Source organism: Winogradskyella echinorum, from assembly GCF_014297365.1.
In the GTDB taxonomy this organism is placed as follows: Bacteria; Bacteroidota; Bacteroidia; order Flavobacteriales; family Flavobacteriaceae; genus Winogradskyella; species Winogradskyella echinorum.
Map to the genome: position 1 here is coordinate 65,981 of NZ_JACOQD010000005.1, position 19,088 is coordinate 85,068.

Genomic DNA, 19,088 nt, shown 5'->3' on the forward strand with positions numbered 1-19,088 from the left:
ATGGCTAACAAAAAAATAGTGATGTCTCCTTGGCAAAGATTAGTAGGACTTTTAAAATTGGAAAAAAGGGATGTTTTGCAGGTTATCTATTATGCCATTTTTTCTGGTTTTTTGGCCCTAACATTACCATTAGGAATACAAGCAATAATTAATTTAATACAAGGAGCACAAGTAAGTACGTCTTGGGTTGTACTTGTTATACTTGTTACAGTAGGTGTGGCATTTGTTGGCATATTACAATTAATGCAAATGCGAATAATAGAAACTATTCAACAGCGAATTTTCACAAGAGCTTCGTTTGAGTTTACCTATCGTTTTCCTAAATTAAAAATGAACGAATTGCGTAACAACTATCCACCAGAATTGGCAAATAGATTCTTCGATACGCTAAATATTCAAAAAGGTTTAGCTAAGATTTTAGTAGATATACCAGCCGCAATTTTACAAATTGTTTTCGCATTAATTCTACTATCGTTTTATCATCCATTTTTTATAGCTTTTGGATTCTTACTGCTCATTCTTATTTATATCGTGTTCAAGTTTACGGCGAAAAAAGGTATGGAAACAAGTCTAAAGGAGTCTAAGCACAAGTATAAAGTAGCACATTGGATACAAGAAGTGGCTAGAGCAGTAGTGAGTTTTAAGTTATCTGGAAAAACAAGTTTGGCGTTAAATAAAAATGACGAATTAGTGAATGATTATTTAGTAGCAAGAGAAAGTCACTTTAGAATACTAGTAATTCAGTTTATACAAATGATTGGCTTTAAGGTATTTGTTACGGCTGGTCTTTTATTAATTGGTGGTTTATTAGTTTTAAATCAAGAAATGAATATTGGTCAGTTTGTAGCTGCTGAGATTATTATCTTATTGGTAATTGCTTCCGTTGAAAAACTGATTCTTGGTTTAGAATCCTTTTACGATGTACTGACTTCTTTGGAGAAAATGGGGCAAATTGTAGATAAAGAAATAGAAATGCAAGAAGGTGATAAACCAGAATTTAAAGATGATTTTAATATCGAATTAGATAAGGTTACTTATAATGTTCCGGATCGCGAAGCTCCAATTCTTAATAATATTTCATTGCGTATTAAGCCAAAGAGCCGTTTGCTGATAAAAGGTGAAAGTGGTTCTGGTAAATCGAGCTTATTACGTCTTATTGCAGGAGTATTAGAGCCAACAAAAGGTAAAGTCTTTGTAGATAAATTTAGATTAAGTAATATTAATTTAAATCATTATAGATCACAATTAGGTTTGTCTTTAGCGGACGAAACACCATTTGAAGGCACTATTAGAGAGAATATTACGTTTGGAAATTCTGAAATTTCAGATGAGCAATTAATGTGGGCAATAGAAAATGTAAAATTAGACCAGTTTGTAAAAGAAAGTCCACAAGGTTTAAACACCGTTTTATATCCAGAAGGCAAGCAAATCTCATTTACAATTGCGAAGAAAATTGTACTTGCAAGAGCAATAGTAAATATGCCTAAGATTTTAATTTTAGAAGATCCATTAGAGTATTTTGAGCCAAAAGAAGTCAATGAAATAATTGCTTTCTTAACTAATAATGCTAATCCTTGGGCATTGATTGTTGTAAGTATGAGTAACGATTGGTCGCCTAGTTGTACTCAAGTTGTAACGCTTAAAGAAGGTGAAATTATTTAAAGAAACGTACTATGTTAAATATATCAAATAATCAGCTTAATAAGTCTGTAGACATTACAACGACCAAATCCGGAAAACGAGTATTTCATGGCAGATATTACAAATATTTTAATCGGTTTTTAGCGGCATTTACAATCATTGGTTTTATTATTTTGTTTTTGCCTTGGACGCAGACGATAACTGGTAGAGGACAAGTAACTACATTAACACCAGATCAGCGACCACAAACTATTCAATCGCCAATTCCAGGTCGAATTGAAACATGGTTTGTACGCGAAGGTGATTTTGTTGCAAAAGGAGATACTATTATTAAAATCTCAGAAGTTAAAAGTGAGTATTTCGACCCTAACTTAGTTAAACGGACAGCGCAGCAACGCGATGCTAAAGCACAGTCGGTTGGCTCTTATGAGGAAAAGGTAAAAGCCCTAAATAGACAAATTAGTGCATTAACTAATGAGCGAAGTCTTAAGTTAGAGCAAGCAAAAAATAAACTATTGCAGTCTAAACTGAAAGTACAAAGTGATAGTATAGATTTTGAAGCAGCCAAGACCAATAAGCAAATTGCACAACGCCAATTTGATAGAACGGTTGCCTTGCAAGAAGAAGGATTTAAAGCGACAAGAGATGTAGAGGATAAGCGGTTGAAGCTTCAAGAGACAGAGGCCAAATTAATTTCTCAAGAAAATAAATTATTAGCAAGTAAAAACGACGTGCTTAATGCGCAATTCGAAATTTCTAGAGTAAATGCAGAGTATTCAGATAAAATATCAAAGGCACAAAGCGATAAATTTACGGCACAGTCGAGCCAATTTGATACGGAAGCTCAAGTTTCAAAATTAAATAGTGAGTATTCAAATTATAAAATGCGAAACGATCTAATGTTTGTTACAGCTCCATATGATGGTTATATTAACAAGGCAATTAGAGGTGGTGTTGGTCAGACATTTAAAGAAGGGGAAGCACTTGTTGGTATTATGCCGGCAAAAGTTGATTTAGCTGTCGAGACCTTTGTTGAGCCTATCGATTTACCATTATTACATATTGGAGAGAAAGTACGAGTACAGTTCGATGGTTGGCCTGCAATTGTTTTTCAAGGTTGGCCTAATGCATCTTACGGAACCTATGGTGCTAAGGTGGTAGCTGTAGAGAATTTTATTAGTGATAATGGAAAATTTAGAGTGCTTTTGGCGCCAGATGAAGAAGATTATAAATGGCCAAAAGATATAAGAGCAGGTTCTGGCGCATTTACTATGGCTTTGCTAGAAGATGTCCCAATTTGGTTTGAATTATGGAGAAAACTTAATGGGTTTCCGCCAAATTATTACCAGCCAAATGATGCTACAAAAACAAAAACTAAAAAGATTATTTAATGATGAAGCTAAAATTTGCCATTCTTATTTTTGGTTTCAGTTGTATAGGGTTTTCGCAGTCTAACGACTTGTCTAACGTACTTCGTTTTGATGAGTATTTGGCTTATGTAAAGAAATTTCATCCTATTGTTAAGCAAGCTCAATTAGTAATTGATGAAAGTCAGGCAAAACTTTTAAAATCTCGTGGTGCTTTTGATCCTAAAATAGAAGTCGATCATGACAGGAAGAAGTTTAAAAGCACAGAATATTTTGATAGACTTAACGGAACGTTTAAAATTCCAACATGGTACGGAGTTGAGTTAAAGGCAACCTTCGAAGAAAATACAGGAGACTTTTTAAATCCTGAAGCTTTTGTGCCAGAAGATGGATTGTACAGTGCAGGTATTGCTATGTCTTTAGGTCAAGGTTTAGTAATTAATAATAGAATGGCAGCCTTAAAACAAGCTAAACTGTATAGAGAACAAGCCAAAGCAGATCGTGATATTTATGTAAATAATATTTTATTTGATGCCTCTTTAGTATATTTTAATTGGTTAAAAGCTTATAACGAACTCAAATTATTTCAAGACATTTTAGTAAATGCAGAACAACGTTTTGCAGGTGTAAAAAAGGGAGTCGAAGTTGGTGAAAATGCTCAAATCGATGAAACTGAAGCACGAATTGCCGTTAATAATAGAAAACTGAGGTTAGAGCAATCGAAAGTAAATTTAATAAAGGCGGCTTTAGAGTTGTCTAATTATTTATGGCTAGAGAATAATGTACCAGTAGAATTGCAACCAAACATTATTCCAGATGTAAATACAGAACCTATAGTTGATTCCGCTTTCAATATCAATCAATTGAGAAGTGATGAAGTGCTATTAGATGCACACCCTAAACTATTGTCGTTAGGTTATAAACTTGAGGGTTTAGAGGTTGATGCCAAATTAAAGGCAAATAAATTATTGCCTAAAATTGACGTACAATACAATTTTTTATCTCAAACACCAGATATTGCGAGGACATTTAATACTGCGGCATATAAAGGTGGATTTAATTTAAGTTTCCCCATATTTTTAAGAAAAGAACGAGGTGATTTGAAATTAGCAAGACTAAAAAAGCAAGACACAGAGTTTGAAATAGATGCAACACGTGTTAGCCTTAATAATAAGATTAATGCCCTAAAGCAAGAGCTAGAATCTTATGTAGTTCAAAATGAAATTACAACGCAAATGGTATTAGATTACGAACGTATGTTGCAGGCAGAAGAACGTAAATTTGAATTAGGTGAAAGTTCTTTATTCTTAGTTAACTCGCGTGAGTCTAAATTAATAGATGGTCAATTAAAGGCTATAGAAATTGAGAATAAGTTTTTTAGCACTAAGGCGAAGTTGTTTAATAGTTTAGCTGTAAATCCTGAATTATAAATAGTATTTTTACGCTAATTATTTAAGGATTTTATGAACGTACATTTTATTGCTATTGGAGGTGCAGCAATGCACAATTTAGCCATAGCACTTCACAATAAAGGATATATAGTAACAGGAAGCGACGATACTATTTTTGATCCTTCTAAATCGAGATTAGATGCTAAAGGCTTATTACCAGAATCTTTTGGTTGGTATCCTGAGAAAATTACATCAGATTTAGATGCTATTGTTTTAGGTATGCATGCTAAAGCTGATAATCCTGAATTGCTAAAAGCCCAAGAACTTGGTCTTAAAATCTACAGTTATCCTGAATTTTTATACGAGCAATCCAAAAATAAAACACGTGTGGTTATTGGAGGCAGTCATGGAAAAACAACGATTACGTCCATGATATTACATGTAATGCATTATCACGATAGAGATGTAGACTTTATGGTTGGCGCACAGCTTGAAGGTTTTGATGTGATGGTTAAACTCACAGAAGACAATGACTTTATGGTGTTGGAAGGTGATGAATATTTGAGTTCACCAATAGATAGACGACCAAAATTTCATTTGTATAAACCTAATATTGCTTTGTTAAGTGGTATTGCTTGGGATCATATTAATGTGTTTCCAACCTATGAAAATTACGTGGAGCAGTTTAGCATTTTTGTAGATTCTATTGTTACAGGAGGAAGCATTAATTATAACGAAGAAGATGAAGAAGTTAAGCGTGTCGTAGAAGCATCGGAAAACCAAATACGTAAGATTGCATATCGCACTCCAGAATATACAGTTGAAGATGGTGAAACACTTTTAGAAACTCCAGAAGGTCCAATGCCAATTGAAGTATTCGGAGCTCACAACTTAAATAACTTAGCTGGAGCCAAATGGATTTGCCAGCACATGGGTATTGATGAAGACGATTTCTACGAAGCCATTTCTACCTTTAAAGGAGCAAGCAAACGTTTAGAGAAAATCGCTGAGTCTAATAACAGCATCGCTTACAAAGATTTTGCACACTCACCAAGTAAAGTAGAAGCGACAACCAAAGCTTTAAAGGAACAATATAGCGATAGAACGTTAGTCGCTTGTTTAGAATTACATACGTATAGTAGTCTTAATGCCGAATTTCTAAAAGAATATAAAGGTGCTTTAGATGCTGCAGATGTTGCTGTGGTTTTTTACTCACCACATGCTGTAGAAATTAAAAAACTAGAAGAAGTTACAGAACAGCAAATTGCCAATGCCTTTGAGCGCGATGATTTAATCATCTACACCAATCCAGATGATTTTAAAAACTTCTTATTCTCTCAGAGTTTTGAAAATAAATCTTTACTCTTGATGAGTTCTGGTAATTATGGTGGTTTAGATTTTGATGAGGTGACAAAACTGTTTTAAAGATTTGTCATCCTGAACTTGTTTCAGGATCTCATTTTTACATGGACTTTTTATATATAGTAACAAAAAGTTAATATTTTATACTTATATGTTATAAACCATCAAGTATGAAGTTCAATCGTCGTTTTTATGATTCAGATATAAGCTTCAAGTCAATTTCAAAAAAGAAACTTGTTTTGTCAATTTTACTTGGCTTGGTTTCTGCTATTTTTATATATAGTTTTTTTTATGTGTTAAGGGAAGCTATAAGGCTTATGTCTTTAGGATTAGATTATCTACCAAAAATAATTTCTGAAGGTGATCGTAACTTATACAATCTTTTTTGTGCAGCTATTTCTTTTATTTTTGGAAATTCAATTGCTATTAGTTCTCTATTTAGTCGACCACAAAACACATTATCAAGAAGAAATGTTAAAAGAGGAAGAATATTAAATGATCAAATATTTTTAGGGTTTAATTTTATGTATTGGTTTACAAAAATTTGGATTCTGGTTTCTATATTTTCTATGGGATTTATGGATTTACCATACTTGTCATATCTCTTTTTACCTTCAATTTTATTAATTATAGTATTGTATTTAGAATCATGGAAAACATTGATTCTTATTATGAGAAAAAATAGATGGAAAATACAAGTAGTTCACTTACTTGCTTTTGTAATTCTAACTTTCACCCTTAGTAGAATCGATATTGTAGATTATAAATCAATCGATAAGTCGTTGTTAAATAACTCATTAATCATTGATATTCCCTCTAGTTTATACAAAAATGACAACTATAAATCTTATAACTTTAATAACCTTGTTTTTAAGATGGAGGTTGTATCCAATGATACGGTTGGTCTCTATAATTATGCAAATCAAACGATAGAGTTATATGAAGTGTATGGCTATATTAGAGAATGGAAAACAGAACTCTATTTCGGTGAGAAATCAAAATTTTCACCAAAATTAAGGGCGAATAAGGATTTACCTATTAAATATATAAAGCAATTTGAATTAGAGCTCTTAGAGTTAAATCAACGTAATGTTATATATGAAATATCTAATGATGATGAGCTGACTTCTAGGTTTTATAATAATCAATTAATGCATAGGATTTCACCCTCTTTAAAAGATGAGCTTCCGGGAACAGCTAGGCCACCTATGCCTCCTCCCATTGAAGATTTTGAATTAGATAAAGAACTCAAGTTTATGGATACACTGAGGGTGCATATTTCTAGTAAGGTAGAAATTGGTGGTCTTGTAGTGCCATTAAAAATGCTTTCAAAAAAGCTAAAAAATCATATTAACAAGTCAACCATTATTGAATACATTTATACTGAAAATGTAACCTATCAGGACTATATCAATGTTTTGTCAGCGCATAAAAAGGCAGTTTGGGAATTAAGAGCTACTGAAAATTTTGATGAAATAGATTCATTGATTCGTCGAAATCAATTTAGTAGAGATGAGAAACTAAATAATGAAAGAGATAGAATAAAAGAAAAGTATCCATTGTATATTACAGAAAGATTTGAGTAAGTCCTTGTAATTATGATGGTTTGGATTTTGATGAAGTGAAAAGATCGTTTTAAGATAGTTAACATATTAGTTTAAGCAATGATTTTCTAATAAAGAAATGCCTCGTTTTTGCCCTAATTCAGAAAGTTTTTTCCAATTAACACATGCCAATTCTAAACTACCTGTTTCATAATATATAGCAGCTATGTTATAGAGTGCATCAATATTCACTGAGTCAAGATTGTAGCTTTTTGTAAAGAAGTTTATTGCTTTTTCAAAATCATTTTTTTGATATGCTTTTAGCCCTTTATTAAAGAATTTTTTTGCATCTCGAATATCATAAATGTCATCTCCATATATTTCATCAAGCTTTTTATAAGAATTTGTAAAAAAGACTATTGTAATTCCACGGAAAGTTTTTGTTTTTTCATCTCGAAATACAAAAGGAAGTTTTATAGTTTCTAGGTCTTTGAATCTTTCTAAATTCCAAAGGCTAAATGATTCATTCAAAACGGAAATTACTCGCTTAATTTTTGTTGAATCGTTAGTGTCGGAAGTATAAATTGAAGATTCTATTTTTTTGTTTTTAATATCAATTATAATAGTTCCTTTTGCTTTAAAGTTACTGTGCTTTTCCTTAAAGGCATTATTTAATTGAAGTGTTAAGCTAGATTTCAACGTTGGTGTATAATATGGCTTTGCTACTTGATCTGTACTACCATTTTGTTGATTCTTAAATTCTTCAAATTTATTTTGTTCTCTAATAAAATAGAACCGCTTTATTTTATCGTCTTCGAGGTTATCAATATTTTCAGTAATTATTAATGTGTCGTTTTTAATTTTTTCGATAAAGTAACCTGCGAATTCTGAAGTTTTAATATAATTATCATTTAAAGAAAAGTTAATACATGAATTTTCTTTTTTGAATAATGGGTTATTGTTGGTGCAAAGCTGATTTTTTTTAATAAGAAAATTTACATAAGAAGAGTCCTTATAGAATCTATCGATCAAACTACTACTGTCTTTCATTTCAATTTTGAACTTAACCCAATCTCCATTTAACTCGTTAATATTAATTTCTTGTGAATAGCTTTTTAAAGTAATTAATATTACTAGCAGATAAATAATTCTTCTCATTATTTTAAAAACTTCCAATGGTGTTAATGCAATATGTTTAATGATAAATCTAAAGATAAGTAAGTTCGCTAAAATTTTCTAAATATCAAACCTACTCATTCTCAACCTTATCAATCATCTGCTTAAAAAGATCTAGCAAGAAAATAAGTTTCCCAGCGTCTCCTGCCGCTAAAAATTTTTGGTTTTCAACTTTAACACCATACCAATCTTGTCGGTTAATTTCGTTAAGAATCCATTTTATTTCTAAATTGGCTATGGATGTTTTTGAGATGTCTATTTCTACTTCCCAACCTGGAGTGGCCAAATTGGTAATTTGTATCACTTCATTTTTTTCCCAATCGCCATCGCAATTTTCCTTAAACCAATTTTGTATCCAGTCTAAAATTTCCATTTGTGTTTAGTATTTAAAAGTATGTCTGGTTGAGTCCTTCGACTGCGCTCAGCAGAACTATCGAGAACCATTTTAGTTTTAAAGCTGTTCTCGATACATTTATTAATTCTTCGTTTCACCACCGAATCAATAAACACTCGAACTGACGTGATAGCTTAGATTTAGTGATTCCTAAATCTTAGAAACAAAATCCGCAAACACTGCCTTATGCTTTTCCAAATCCATATCTGGCGACAATGCCACACGTGCAATATAATCTTTATCGCCTTCTTTTGTGGTGCCTTGTGTTGAGGTTGCAGGTATGGTCCAATAACAGCCTTTTAACTGACCGTAACTAACACAGTATTTACTTTCGTTAGGGATTTCGGTAATCATTAAATTGATTAATCGATGATTTAATGCACGTTTGTAGGTTTCTTTTTCTTCAGGAGTGTTTCCTTTGGTTGGAAGGTCTAATGAAAACACAGAAGGAGTAAAACCTTGTGCTGCCAATTCCTCCGAAACGAAATTGATTTTCGCTTCTGGTAAGGTGTCTTGAATAAAGTTTACAAACTCACGTGTGTTTTTATACGCATCCGCAATTCTTTGATTCATAGATGGTAATTGCTTTGACAAAATCTCATATTGAAGTGCAGTCGCCTCATTATCGCAAAGCGTAAGATGTAAGTCTATTTTGTTCATTATGGCATCTACTTTTGCATTTCCAACGACATAACCTGCTGTACATTTTCCACCACTAGGAAACTTAGAACCACTCGCATATGAAATGGCCCTCATAGTCGATAAAATTTCACCTTCTCCTAAAAACTGCACATTAGGACAAAAGGTTTGGTCTAATATAAACACAGGATCTACCGCAATGCTACCAGATGCCGTTTTACGCTCTAGGCTCAAGGCTTCTTTCAATTTTTGAAGATCAGGAACTTCTACTCTTGGATTAGTTGGTATTTCAGCAATGATGTAAGGAATAGCATCGTCTTGAGCAATTTTATTTAATACAGTATGGAGACTTTGCACCATGTCATTATCACCATCAACAGGTAAATCGACTACTTCTACGTTTGCTAAGCATGCAGCAACACGTCTGGCTTGGTCATTGGTGCCACCATAGCAATTTGGTGGTACTACAAATTTAATTGGTTTGCCTTTATGATTTTCTAATGAATAGTCAATTAAACCCATCATAATGGCATACTGAATTGATAAACCACTAGAACCAACTAATGGTTGAGATGTTGTGCCATTAATGTTTTTTATTAAGCTTAATACAGCTGCTTTATTTGTTTCGATATCGCTATTTTGAACCTTAATTGACGTATGCTCTGTTAACGCTTTTAAGGCTACCAAACAATTAGAAGGAGTCATAGCAATAGTTTCTCGACGTCTCACATGTTGAATATCTGAAATATAAGCGTCGTTTTGCTCACCATTAACAATTAAGATACTACCCAAATGTGCGTGAAGATGTATATGAAAGTCAATATTGGCATTACTTTCAATATGTGAAATATCGTTTTGCTGTGAAATATAAATAGTACTGCCATTAAATTCTAAAATGGCAGTTGGGCTATCAACTTTAACCAAATCAAAATTATAACCATATACCTTCTTGATGATATCTGCATCGAAAAATTGAGGTAATTCTTCTGAGTATAGAATTTGTGTTTTTTTGTTTTCTAATAAGTTGCTTCGTAAAATAGATAAGATAGGTGCCGTTTGTGACCCAAAACTAATCACTTGCTCTGGTTTAAAACCATGCAAATTGGCAATGGCCCATTCTAAAATACAAGATAATGGGTGTCCTAAACGAATATAATCGTATGCGGTTGGTAATTCACCTAATGCTTCTGAATTAAAATTGTCTTCTTTAAATAAGATTTCAAACTCATCCAAAAACTGTGTTTTGGCTAATTTTTCATTGTAAATATCTAAACGATGCGTAGTTAGGTTCAACCAATCTATTGGCATGTTTTCTAATACGGCTTTTGTGTATTTAAGGATGTTATGATTTTGCATGAATCTGTCTTACTAATAGTGTGTAAAGATACATTAGTTAGGTTTTTGTTGAAAATCTTACAAGACGTTTTATTATATATAATTTAATGGAAATTGATATAGAAATTTTTAGAGGAAATGGTTAATTTCTACAAGCACATTCATGATGCTCATTGAGGTATGCAATAGTTTCTAAGCATAGTTCTTTTAACACTTGAATATTAATATCAGATAGTTTTTTAACGTAAATACATGCTTTACCCATTTTAAATTTACCCAAATCTTCTAGTAAACGATTGCTTTTATCTGTGTTAGAAAATATGTAAAGTGAAAACTGTGCTTTACGAGGTGAGAAACCTAATAGTGGGGCATCACCTTCGTGTCCACTCTTGTATTTGTAGTGATAGCGTCCAAAACCTATAATTGTTGGTCCCCACATTCTTGGTTCAAAACCCGACCATTCTCGCATTAAATCAATTAATTGATAACTATCCACTTTCTTTTGTTCATTATCAACATAAGACTCTATAAAATCATTTACGCTTACTTCAGTTTCGGTTGTTTTATTCTTTGCCATATGAGATAGTTAAGATTTTAAATGCTTCTTGAAAAAAGCAATAGTGCGTTCCCAAGATAAATTGGCGGCTTCTTTATCGTAACGTGGAGTTGTGTTATTATGAAAGCCATGATTGACTTCTGGATAAATATAAGCCTGATGTTCAATATTGTTTTCTTTGAGTATTTTTTCAAAAGCTGGCCAACCTGCATTAACTCTAGTGTCGAGTTCCCCGTATTGGAGTAGAAGAGGAGCTTTTATTTTTACTGCATCTTCGGCTTCTGGTTGTCTTCCGTAATAAGGAACTGCTGCACCTAAGTCTGGTAGACGAACTGCCATCATGTTAGAAATCCAACCACCAAAACAAAAGCCAACTACACCAACGTTACCATCACAATTTTTGTGATTTTTAAGATAATTGTACGCGGCAATAAAATCTTCGAGCATTTCATTTCTATCGCGCTTTTTTTGCATGGTTCTACCATCATCATCATTTCCAGGGTAACCTCCTAATGGACTTAAAGCATCTGGTGCTAAAGAAATAAAATTTTCTTTTGCTGTGCGTCTTCCTACATCTTCTATATAAGGATTAAGGCCTCTATTTTCATGAACTACAATAACGCCAGGTAATTTTTCTTTGTTATCCTTTGGTTGCGATAACAAACCTTTTATAGTACCTCCTCCTTTTGGAGATTCATAAGTAATATAATCTGAATCTAATGTTGGATCGTTAGGTTTAACTAATAAAGTGTCTACATAATTTGGGGACATAAAACTCAATAATGAAGATACTGTTAAACCACCAATAGCATATAACCCTAATTTTTCTACAAATTGTTTTCTATTGAGTTTGTTATGGGCATAATCGTCGTATAGATCAAAAACTTCTTGATTGATGTCTTCTTTTTTTAAATCTTTCATGATGTTGTATTTTGATAGAAATCAGAGTAATAAGATACGAATTTTAAAAGACCTTATCTAAAAACTGTTTTATACTCTCTTGATTTGCCCTCAGTAACTCCTCGCGAGCTAACCTTTTATCCTTTGGGTTTTTGTCTTGTGATAATTTAAACTTGCCTTCCCATTCAGTTATAGAAATTTCGAACATTTCAATATAATTAAGGTTAGCATCCAATCTTGGGTTATTAGATTCTAAAACATAGTTGTGGTCTGGTGCTTCTAAAAACTCAGTCATTGTAATTAGAGATTGTTTTAGAGCAGCCTTGCTTTCAATGGCTTTTACCTTTCCTTTTAAGTGAACTTTAATATAATTCCAAGTTGGCAATTGGGTTGTAGAATAAACCGTTGGAGATATATAGCACTGTGGACCTCCAAATAAGATAGTGACATCGTTATTGTTTTTTAATAACTCTGTTTGCGGATTGTAAATATCTATGTGTCCTATAAGTTTTTCATCTTCATATATCAAAGGCAAATGAGTTACTAAGGGAAGCTTATCTTTTACAGAAATTACGGTTGCTAATGGGTAGGTTTTTATAACTTCAATTATGTGATTGATGTCATTGTCTTGATGATGTTTTGGTGGGTAATTCATGCAAATGTATACTGATTATTTACTAACGTTTAAAAAATTTCTTTGATTAGTGATTCATCAATAGAAAATTATAAATGGTAGCTGAGCGTAGTCGAAGCTAGACTCCAAACTGTCTAAAGTGATGATCTAAATGCTTGTATTGCATTTGTCCCCATTGTTGTTTTGTAAAATACCCAAATGCAGGATGTGGTTTCCACTCGTCTCTTTCTTTATGAGAATAGGTTTCGTCAATTAAGGCTTTTAGTGTTGCTACTTCTGTATTAAAATCTTTGTCTTCTTTTGTTTTTAAAAACTTTGCCGTAGGTAGTCCTTTGCCCCATTTTTTATCATTGTATAATGATTTTTTAAAGAATAATTTAGCAAACCAGTTAGGTTTCATGCCATAATCATTTTTTCCTAAAATAATATTAAAAGGTCCTTGGCAATGCCATGTCATTTGGCCAACATTCATTTTTCCCCAATTGGCTTGAGAGTTTTCGTTTAGATTTTCAATACGCTTTTTTATTTCGTTATAAGCGTTTTCTTCAAAAATAGATTTCATTTTATTGATTTTTAATTGACGCTTAAATTTACAATTTTTATCTTTAGTGCATGGTAGATAAACCAACTTCATTTTCTATAAAAAACTGGTCCCAAGACGATCAACCTAGAGAGAAATTAAGAGACAAAGGCAGAGCTGCCTTAAGCGATGCAGAACTAATTGCAATTTTAATAGGTTCTGGTAACAGAGACGAGAGTGCAGTAGCTTTATGCAAGCGTATTTTTGCAAGTGTAGATAATAACTTAAATGCCTTAGGTAAACTATCTATTAAGCAATTAATGGCTTTTAAAGGAATTGGAGAAGCAAAGGCAATTACTATTGCAGCTGCATTAGAATTAGGAAGGAGAAGGCGTGTTGAAGAGGCACTACAATTAGAGAAAATTGAATCGAGCCGATCTGTTTTCAATCTTATGCAACCAATTTTAGGCGATTTACCTCACGAAGAGTTTTGGATTTTATATCTCAATAATTCAAACAAAGTCATACACAAAAGCCAATTAAGTAAAGGCGGAATTACAGGAACTTTAGTAGATGTGCGTTTGGTGCTTAAAAATGCTTTAGAAGTTGGTGCAACGGCTTTAATACTTTGTCATAATCATCCATCAGGTACATTAAAACCAAGCCAAGCAGATAGAGATATTACTAAGAAACTAAAAGCAGCTGCAGAAAGTTTAGATATAAAAGTACTAGACCATCTTATTGTAACAGAGAAAGCGTATTTTAGTTTTGCAGATGACAACCTTCTATGAAGGTGATGTTCTATTTTCAATTTATAAATTTCAAAAAAAATCAAATACAGAATCAATATTGGAATTTTAATTATTGCCATTGGAATTTGTTATTTTTAATCTTTGGAACCTCCTTCGTTTATGCTATTAGTTTATACTCATAAAATTACACCACGATTAACCTACACGTTTAAACATATTTGTAAACGCATTTTAGGTTTAGAGGTTAGTTTTACGTCTAAGATTGAAGATTTTATTGCGCATGATAGCCTTAAAATGTCTTATACAAAGCAACCGTTGAGTAATGAGCTGTTTGTGAGAAGTAATGAATTATTGTTTGAAGTTGGTTTATCAGATATAGATATTAGCGTTCAACAATGGGACAATACCAAAGGTTTTTTTGCAACAGGTGAACGCAGTGATTTACCTTTCGATATTTTTGCAGCATCTTTTTATTTATTAAGCCGTTATGAAGAGTACTTGCCACATGTCAATGATGATTTTGGTAGGTTTATGGCTGCAGAAAGTTTAGCTTATAATCACCGATTTTTAAATCAACCAGTTATAGATATTTGGGCATATAAACTTAAAGATGTTTTACAAAAGCGTTTTCCAGATTTTACGTTTAATGAACGTCAATATAAAATACAGCCAGTAATCGATGTACCAATGGCTTACTATTTTAGACAAAAAGGATTGCTTAGAACTATTGGAGGAGCGCTAAATGATGTTAGACGTTTTAAATTAAGACAACTTTACCAACGTTTTTCAGTCTTAATGGGTTTTGAGCGAGATCCTTACGATACCTTTAAATGGATTATAACAAAGCAAAAACAGTGCAATTTTAAATTTATGGTATTGTTTTTAATAGGTGATTACTCCACCTATGATAAAAACATAAACACCAATAAAAAACAGTTTGTGTCATTAATAAAATCGGTTGCAGATTATTGCGATGTTGGTATTAAAGCATCGTATTTTGCACTAGAGGATATTTCTATTTTAAAAAAGGAGAAACTAAAAATGGAGGCGATTACAAATACCGATTTAAAGGCTGTGCGCCATTCGTTTTCAAAATTAAATTTACCAGAATCTTATAGGAATTTAGTTGAATTAGAGATTAATCAAGATTTTACAATGGGTTATATAGATACATTGGGTTTTAGAGCAGGTACCTGTACACCATTTCAGTTTTACGATCTTGATTACGAAGTGCAAACTCCACTGCAAATAAATCCATATCATTGTTTAGACTTTGCCCTTTTAAAATATCAATCTCAATTAGATAAAACCGAGCATTTGCAAAAACTTATAAGCGAAATAAAAGCCGTTAACGGAACCTTTACTCCTGTGTTTCATAATTACACATTTAGTAACTCAAACAAATGGATAGGCTTTAGACCACTTTTTAATTTAATTCTAGAATCCACAGAATGAGTCAACATATAAAACATGTATTTTTCGATTTAGACCATACCTTATGGGACTTTGATAAAAATTCTGGATTAACTTTTGAAAAGATTTTTAAACTCAATAATATTGATATTAAGCTCAATGACTTTTTACCTGTTTATGAACCTATAAATCTAAATTATTGGAAATTATACAGAGAAGAAAAAGTGACTAAATCAGCGTTACGATACGGAAGACTAAAAGAGGCATTCGATGAAATTGGAGTGCGTGTTGAAGATCAGTTAATAAACCTGTTGTCTGTAGCTTATATTGAGCATTTAACGTCATTTAATTATTTGTTTGATAATACTGTTGAAGTATTAAATTACCTCAATAATAAGTATCAATTGCATATTATTACTAATGGATTTGAAGAAGCACAAGAGCGAAAATTAAAGACGTCTAACATTTGGGATTATTTTAAAACAATTACAAACTCTGAAATGGTTGGAGTAAAAAAACCTAACCCTAAGATATTTAACTTTGCTTTAAATATGGCTAATGCAAAGGTTGAAGAAAGTATAATGATTGGTGATAGCCTTGAAGCAGATATTGAAGGCGCTCATAATATAGGCATGGATACGATACATTTTGATTATAAAGATCAATATAATAGTCATAATTTTAAAAGAATCACTAATTTAAAGGCCCTAGAAAAACATCTATAAATAATCTAGATATGCTAAAAAAAATAGTTTTCTCAGTTTCATTTGTTCTCATAAGTGTTTGTGGAGCAGCTCAAAAAGATATTAATAACTACAAGTACATTATTGTACCTAAGACATTCGATTTTTTAAAGAGTGAAGATCAATACCAATTAAACTCTTTAACCAAATTTTTATTTAACAAATATGGTTATGAAGCTTATTTTGCGGGTGATGATTTGCCTGATGATTTAAAAAAAGATAGATGTCTAGCTTTAACCTCAGAGGTTTTAAAACCAAAAGGAGGATTGTTTAAAACAAAGCTAGAGATTGTACTTAATGACTGTTATGGTACAGCTGTTATGACCTCTCAAGTTGGTGAATCGCGATTAAAAGAATTTGATAAAGCCTATAATCAGGCATTAAGAAATGCTTTTGAGACCTATAAAAAATTAGACTACAAATATGTGTCTAATCAAGAGGTTTCTGTTGAAACAAAAGTTGCAGAAAACATAAAAGAGAAAAGCGATATTGATACTAAAGAGAAAGAATCTTTAAGCGAAAAAGCTGAAATAATAACTGTAACTGAAAACAAGTCTAATGATCTTGAAAGTAAAGAAAATCATTCAATAATGTATTATGCTCAAGCGATAGAGAATGGTTTTCAATTGGTAGATTCTCAACCCAAAATTGTTATGATTTTGTTGGAAACAACAGCTGAAAATATATTTATTGTAAAAGGCAAAAATGCTATTGTATATAAAGAAGATGGGTTTTGGTATTTCTCAGAAAATAATGGAAAACTAAAGGAAAAGAAATTAATGAATATTAAGTTCTAACTGGATAGGTGTTTGATTAGTAGCGTGTTTCGGGCAAATTCAATAAGCTAAAACAAATGCCAAAAAAATCTAAATGAATCTTCTTAACATTCACTTTCCAAAGCAATTAGTTATACAAATTATTGTGTGTTTTACTTTATTTCAAAAACCTAATTCTTTCTTCGTTATCAGGATCCGATAAAAAGTACCACAATTGATAATTATTTTTTAGTTTATAAATTTCTAAATTTTTAGTTGTTTGGGTATCATCAAAAGTTAGCTTGATTTTTTTTGTATCGTATTGTTCAATAATTTCCCACTTTCCAAACGAAATACCACTGTTGATTTCTCCTTCAAATAAATTTTGGAGATTATTTATTTCGAATTGATTATCAGAATTTAAGCTCAAAACAATACTATCATTTTTAATTCCAGATAGGAATTTATATGAAAACTTATCCATTTTCCACTTTCCAACAATATTATTTGATTTTACTTCTACATTTTTTCTTTGAATATTTACATCAATTGGTCCCGTAAAATGACAAGATGCAAATCCTAGAATTAATATTGAAAACATCCAATACGGTCTTTTCATTTCAAGTTATGAGTTTAAATGTGCGTTACACGCAATAATTAATATCCATATTTTTCTTTCCAAAGAGATTTTAAATAATTGCGCTGAGATTGTTCTCTGGCGTTATTTCCTGGATCATAAAGTTTTGTGTTTACTATTTCGTCTGGTAAGAACTCTTGCTCGGCAAAGTTGTTTTCATAACTATGAGAGTATTTATATTTGTCACCATAACCAAGTTCTTTCATTAATTTTGTGGGCGCGTTTCTAATAGATAATGGCACAGATAAATCACCAGTTTCCTTAACTAAGTATTGCGCTTTATTTATTGCTTCATAAGCAGCGTTACTTTTTGGAGAACTTGCTAAATAAGTAGCACATTGGCTAAGAATAATTCGAGATTCTGGATTTCCAATTACAGAAACTGCCTGAAACGTATTATTAGCTATAACCAATGCCGTTGGGTTAGCATTGCCAATATCTTCGCTAGCCAAAATAAGTAAACGCCTAGCAATAAACTTTACATCTTCACCGCCTTCAATCATGCGTGCTAAATAATAAACTGCTGCATTAGGATCACTACCACGAATCGATTTTATAAATGCCGAAATAATATCGTAATGCTGTTCGCCAGTTTTATCGTAACGTGCTGCTTTACTTTGCACTTGTTTAGTGACCAATTCGTTAGTGATGATAATAGGTTCAGTTTCAAACGAAGTAACTAGTAATTCAAAAATATTCAAAAGTTTTCTAGCATCTCCACCAGAAAAACGCAATAGAGCTTCAGTTTCCTTTAATTCAATTTTTAGTTTAGAAATGATATTGTCTTCCTTCATTGCACGTTGTAATAAAGCTTCTAAATCAGCTTTACTAAATGCATTTAAAGTATAAACTTGGCAACGAGAGAGTAGCGCAGAAATTACTTCGAAACTTGGATTTTCGGTAGTAGCACCAATTAAAGTAACCCAACCTTTTTCTACTGCTTCTAATAATGAATCTTGTTGCGATTTACTAAAGCGGTGAATCTCATCAATAAATAAAATCGGATTTTTTGTGGTAAACATTCCACCACTTTTTTTCGCTTTATCTATTACCTCTCTAATATCTTTAACTCCCGAGTTAATAGCACTGAGCTTAAAAAAAGGACGTTCAGATTCGTTAGCAATAATATTTGCTAAGGTCGTTTTGCCGATACCTGGCGGTCCCCAAAGTATCAGCGAAGGAATTACTCCACTTTTTATTTGCTGATACAACATGCCTTCCTTGCCTACTAAATGTTGTTGGCTTAGGTAATCGTTTAATGTTTTTGGACGTAATCGTTCAGCTAATGGAATATTCATATTTCAAAATTACAAAATGAGACTGAGAGTT

Annotated in this window: 18 protein-coding genes; 9 read left to right on the plus strand and 9 right to left on the minus strand. The window is 32.1% G+C overall.

Annotation, left to right across the window (positions count from 1 at the left end; genetic code table 11):
• The 5 genes from H8K90_RS14500 (at window position 1) to H8K90_RS14520 (ending at window position 7,347) form a co-directional block, all read left to right on the plus strand.
• Entirely contained in the window at window positions 1-1,662 is a 1,662-nt protein-coding gene (locus H8K90_RS14500) for a peptidase domain-containing ABC transporter (RefSeq protein ID WP_186846720.1), read from the plus strand.
• An 11-nt stretch (window positions 1,663-1,673) separates the two neighbouring features.
• Window positions 1,674-3,032: an HlyD family secretion protein gene (locus tag H8K90_RS14505; protein ID WP_186846721.1), complete on the plus strand. Its 1,359-nt coding sequence runs from the start codon at window positions 1,674-1,676 to the stop codon at window positions 3,030-3,032.
• The gene (locus H8K90_RS14510; RefSeq protein WP_315970285.1) at window positions 3,032-4,438 is read left to right on the plus strand and encodes a TolC family protein; all 1,407 of its coding nucleotides are present in this window, start codon (window positions 3,032-3,034) and stop codon (window positions 4,436-4,438) included. Before H8K90_RS14505 ends, H8K90_RS14510 begins: the two co-directional genes overlap by 1 nt.
• 33 nt (window positions 4,439-4,471) lie before the next feature.
• Entirely contained in the window at window positions 4,472-5,824 is a 1,353-nt protein-coding gene (locus H8K90_RS14515) for a UDP-N-acetylmuramate--L-alanine ligase (protein ID WP_186846722.1), read from the plus strand.
• Between the two features lie 107 nt (window positions 5,825-5,931).
• Window positions 5,932-7,347 (plus strand): hypothetical protein, encoded by a 1,416-nt coding sequence (locus tag H8K90_RS14520; RefSeq protein WP_186846723.1) that lies wholly within the window; start codon window positions 5,932-5,934, stop codon window positions 7,345-7,347.
• A gap of 66 nt (window positions 7,348-7,413) precedes the next feature.
• Here H8K90_RS14520 and H8K90_RS14525 read toward each other — a convergent pair whose 3' ends face one another.
• From H8K90_RS14525 to H8K90_RS14555, 7 genes are all read right to left on the minus strand, one after another.
• Window positions 7,414-8,463 carry a tetratricopeptide repeat protein gene (locus H8K90_RS14525; protein WP_186846724.1) on the minus strand — a complete coding sequence of 350 codons (1,050 nt, stop codon included), beginning with the start codon at window positions 8,461-8,463 and terminating at the stop codon, window positions 7,414-7,416.
• Between the two features lie 91 nt (window positions 8,464-8,554).
• On the minus strand, window positions 8,555-8,854 hold the full coding sequence (locus H8K90_RS14530; RefSeq protein WP_186846725.1) for an immunity 53 family protein: 300 nt from the start codon (window positions 8,852-8,854) through the stop codon (window positions 8,555-8,557).
• A 171-nt stretch (window positions 8,855-9,025) separates the two neighbouring features.
• Window positions 9,026-10,870, minus strand: coding sequence for a PLP-dependent aminotransferase family protein (locus H8K90_RS14535; protein ID WP_186846726.1), 1,845 nt, complete (start codon window positions 10,868-10,870; stop codon window positions 9,026-9,028).
• A gap of 121 nt (window positions 10,871-10,991) precedes the next feature.
• On the minus strand, window positions 10,992-11,426 hold the full coding sequence (locus H8K90_RS14540) for a DUF1801 domain-containing protein (protein ID WP_186846727.1): 435 nt from the start codon (window positions 11,424-11,426) through the stop codon (window positions 10,992-10,994).
• 9 nt (window positions 11,427-11,435) lie between these two features.
• Window positions 11,436-12,326 (minus strand): dienelactone hydrolase family protein, encoded by an 891-nt coding sequence (locus tag H8K90_RS14545; RefSeq protein ID WP_186846728.1) that lies wholly within the window; start codon window positions 12,324-12,326, stop codon window positions 11,436-11,438.
• Window positions 12,327-12,369: 43 nt separating this feature from the next.
• Complete coding sequence (locus tag H8K90_RS14550; protein ID WP_186846729.1) at window positions 12,370-12,960, minus strand: FMN-binding negative transcriptional regulator; 591 nt, start codon at window positions 12,958-12,960, stop codon at window positions 12,370-12,372.
• 97 nt (window positions 12,961-13,057) lie between these two features.
• On the minus strand, window positions 13,058-13,501 hold the full coding sequence (locus H8K90_RS14555; protein ID WP_186846730.1) for a DUF1569 domain-containing protein: 444 nt from the start codon (window positions 13,499-13,501) through the stop codon (window positions 13,058-13,060).
• A 50-nt stretch (window positions 13,502-13,551) separates the two neighbouring features.
• Between H8K90_RS14555 and radC the strand changes: the two genes are divergently transcribed.
• The 4 genes from radC to H8K90_RS14575 all read left to right on the plus strand — a co-directional run bounded on the left by radC (window position 13,552) and on the right by H8K90_RS14575 (window position 17,164).
• Window positions 13,552-14,250: a RadC family protein gene (gene radC, locus H8K90_RS14560; RefSeq protein ID WP_186846731.1), complete on the plus strand. Its 699-nt coding sequence runs from the start codon at window positions 13,552-13,554 to the stop codon at window positions 14,248-14,250.
• Window positions 14,251-14,370: 120 nt separating this feature from the next.
• The gene (locus H8K90_RS14565) at window positions 14,371-15,666 is read left to right on the plus strand and encodes a polysaccharide deacetylase family protein (RefSeq protein WP_186846732.1); all 1,296 of its coding nucleotides are present in this window, start codon (window positions 14,371-14,373) and stop codon (window positions 15,664-15,666) included.
• The gene (locus tag H8K90_RS14570; RefSeq protein WP_186846733.1) at window positions 15,663-16,349 is read left to right on the plus strand and encodes a YjjG family noncanonical pyrimidine nucleotidase; all 687 of its coding nucleotides are present in this window, start codon (window positions 15,663-15,665) and stop codon (window positions 16,347-16,349) included. The genes H8K90_RS14565 and H8K90_RS14570 overlap by 4 nt, the downstream gene beginning before the upstream one ends.
• An 11-nt stretch (window positions 16,350-16,360) precedes the next feature.
• The gene (locus H8K90_RS14575; RefSeq protein WP_186846734.1) at window positions 16,361-17,164 is read left to right on the plus strand and encodes an LSm family protein; all 804 of its coding nucleotides are present in this window, start codon (window positions 16,361-16,363) and stop codon (window positions 17,162-17,164) included.
• A gap of 136 nt (window positions 17,165-17,300) precedes the next feature.
• Here the strand turns inward: H8K90_RS14575 and H8K90_RS14580 are convergent, their stop codons facing one another.
• Together H8K90_RS14580 and H8K90_RS14585 are read right to left on the minus strand one after the other, a co-directional pair.
• Window positions 17,301-17,741: a hypothetical protein gene (locus H8K90_RS14580; protein WP_186846735.1), complete on the minus strand. Its 441-nt coding sequence runs from the start codon at window positions 17,739-17,741 to the stop codon at window positions 17,301-17,303.
• A 38-nt stretch (window positions 17,742-17,779) separates the two neighbouring features.
• Window positions 17,780-19,057: a replication-associated recombination protein A gene (locus tag H8K90_RS14585; protein ID WP_186846736.1), complete on the minus strand. Its 1,278-nt coding sequence runs from the start codon at window positions 19,055-19,057 to the stop codon at window positions 17,780-17,782.
• Window positions 19,058-19,088 lie beyond the last annotated feature (31 nt).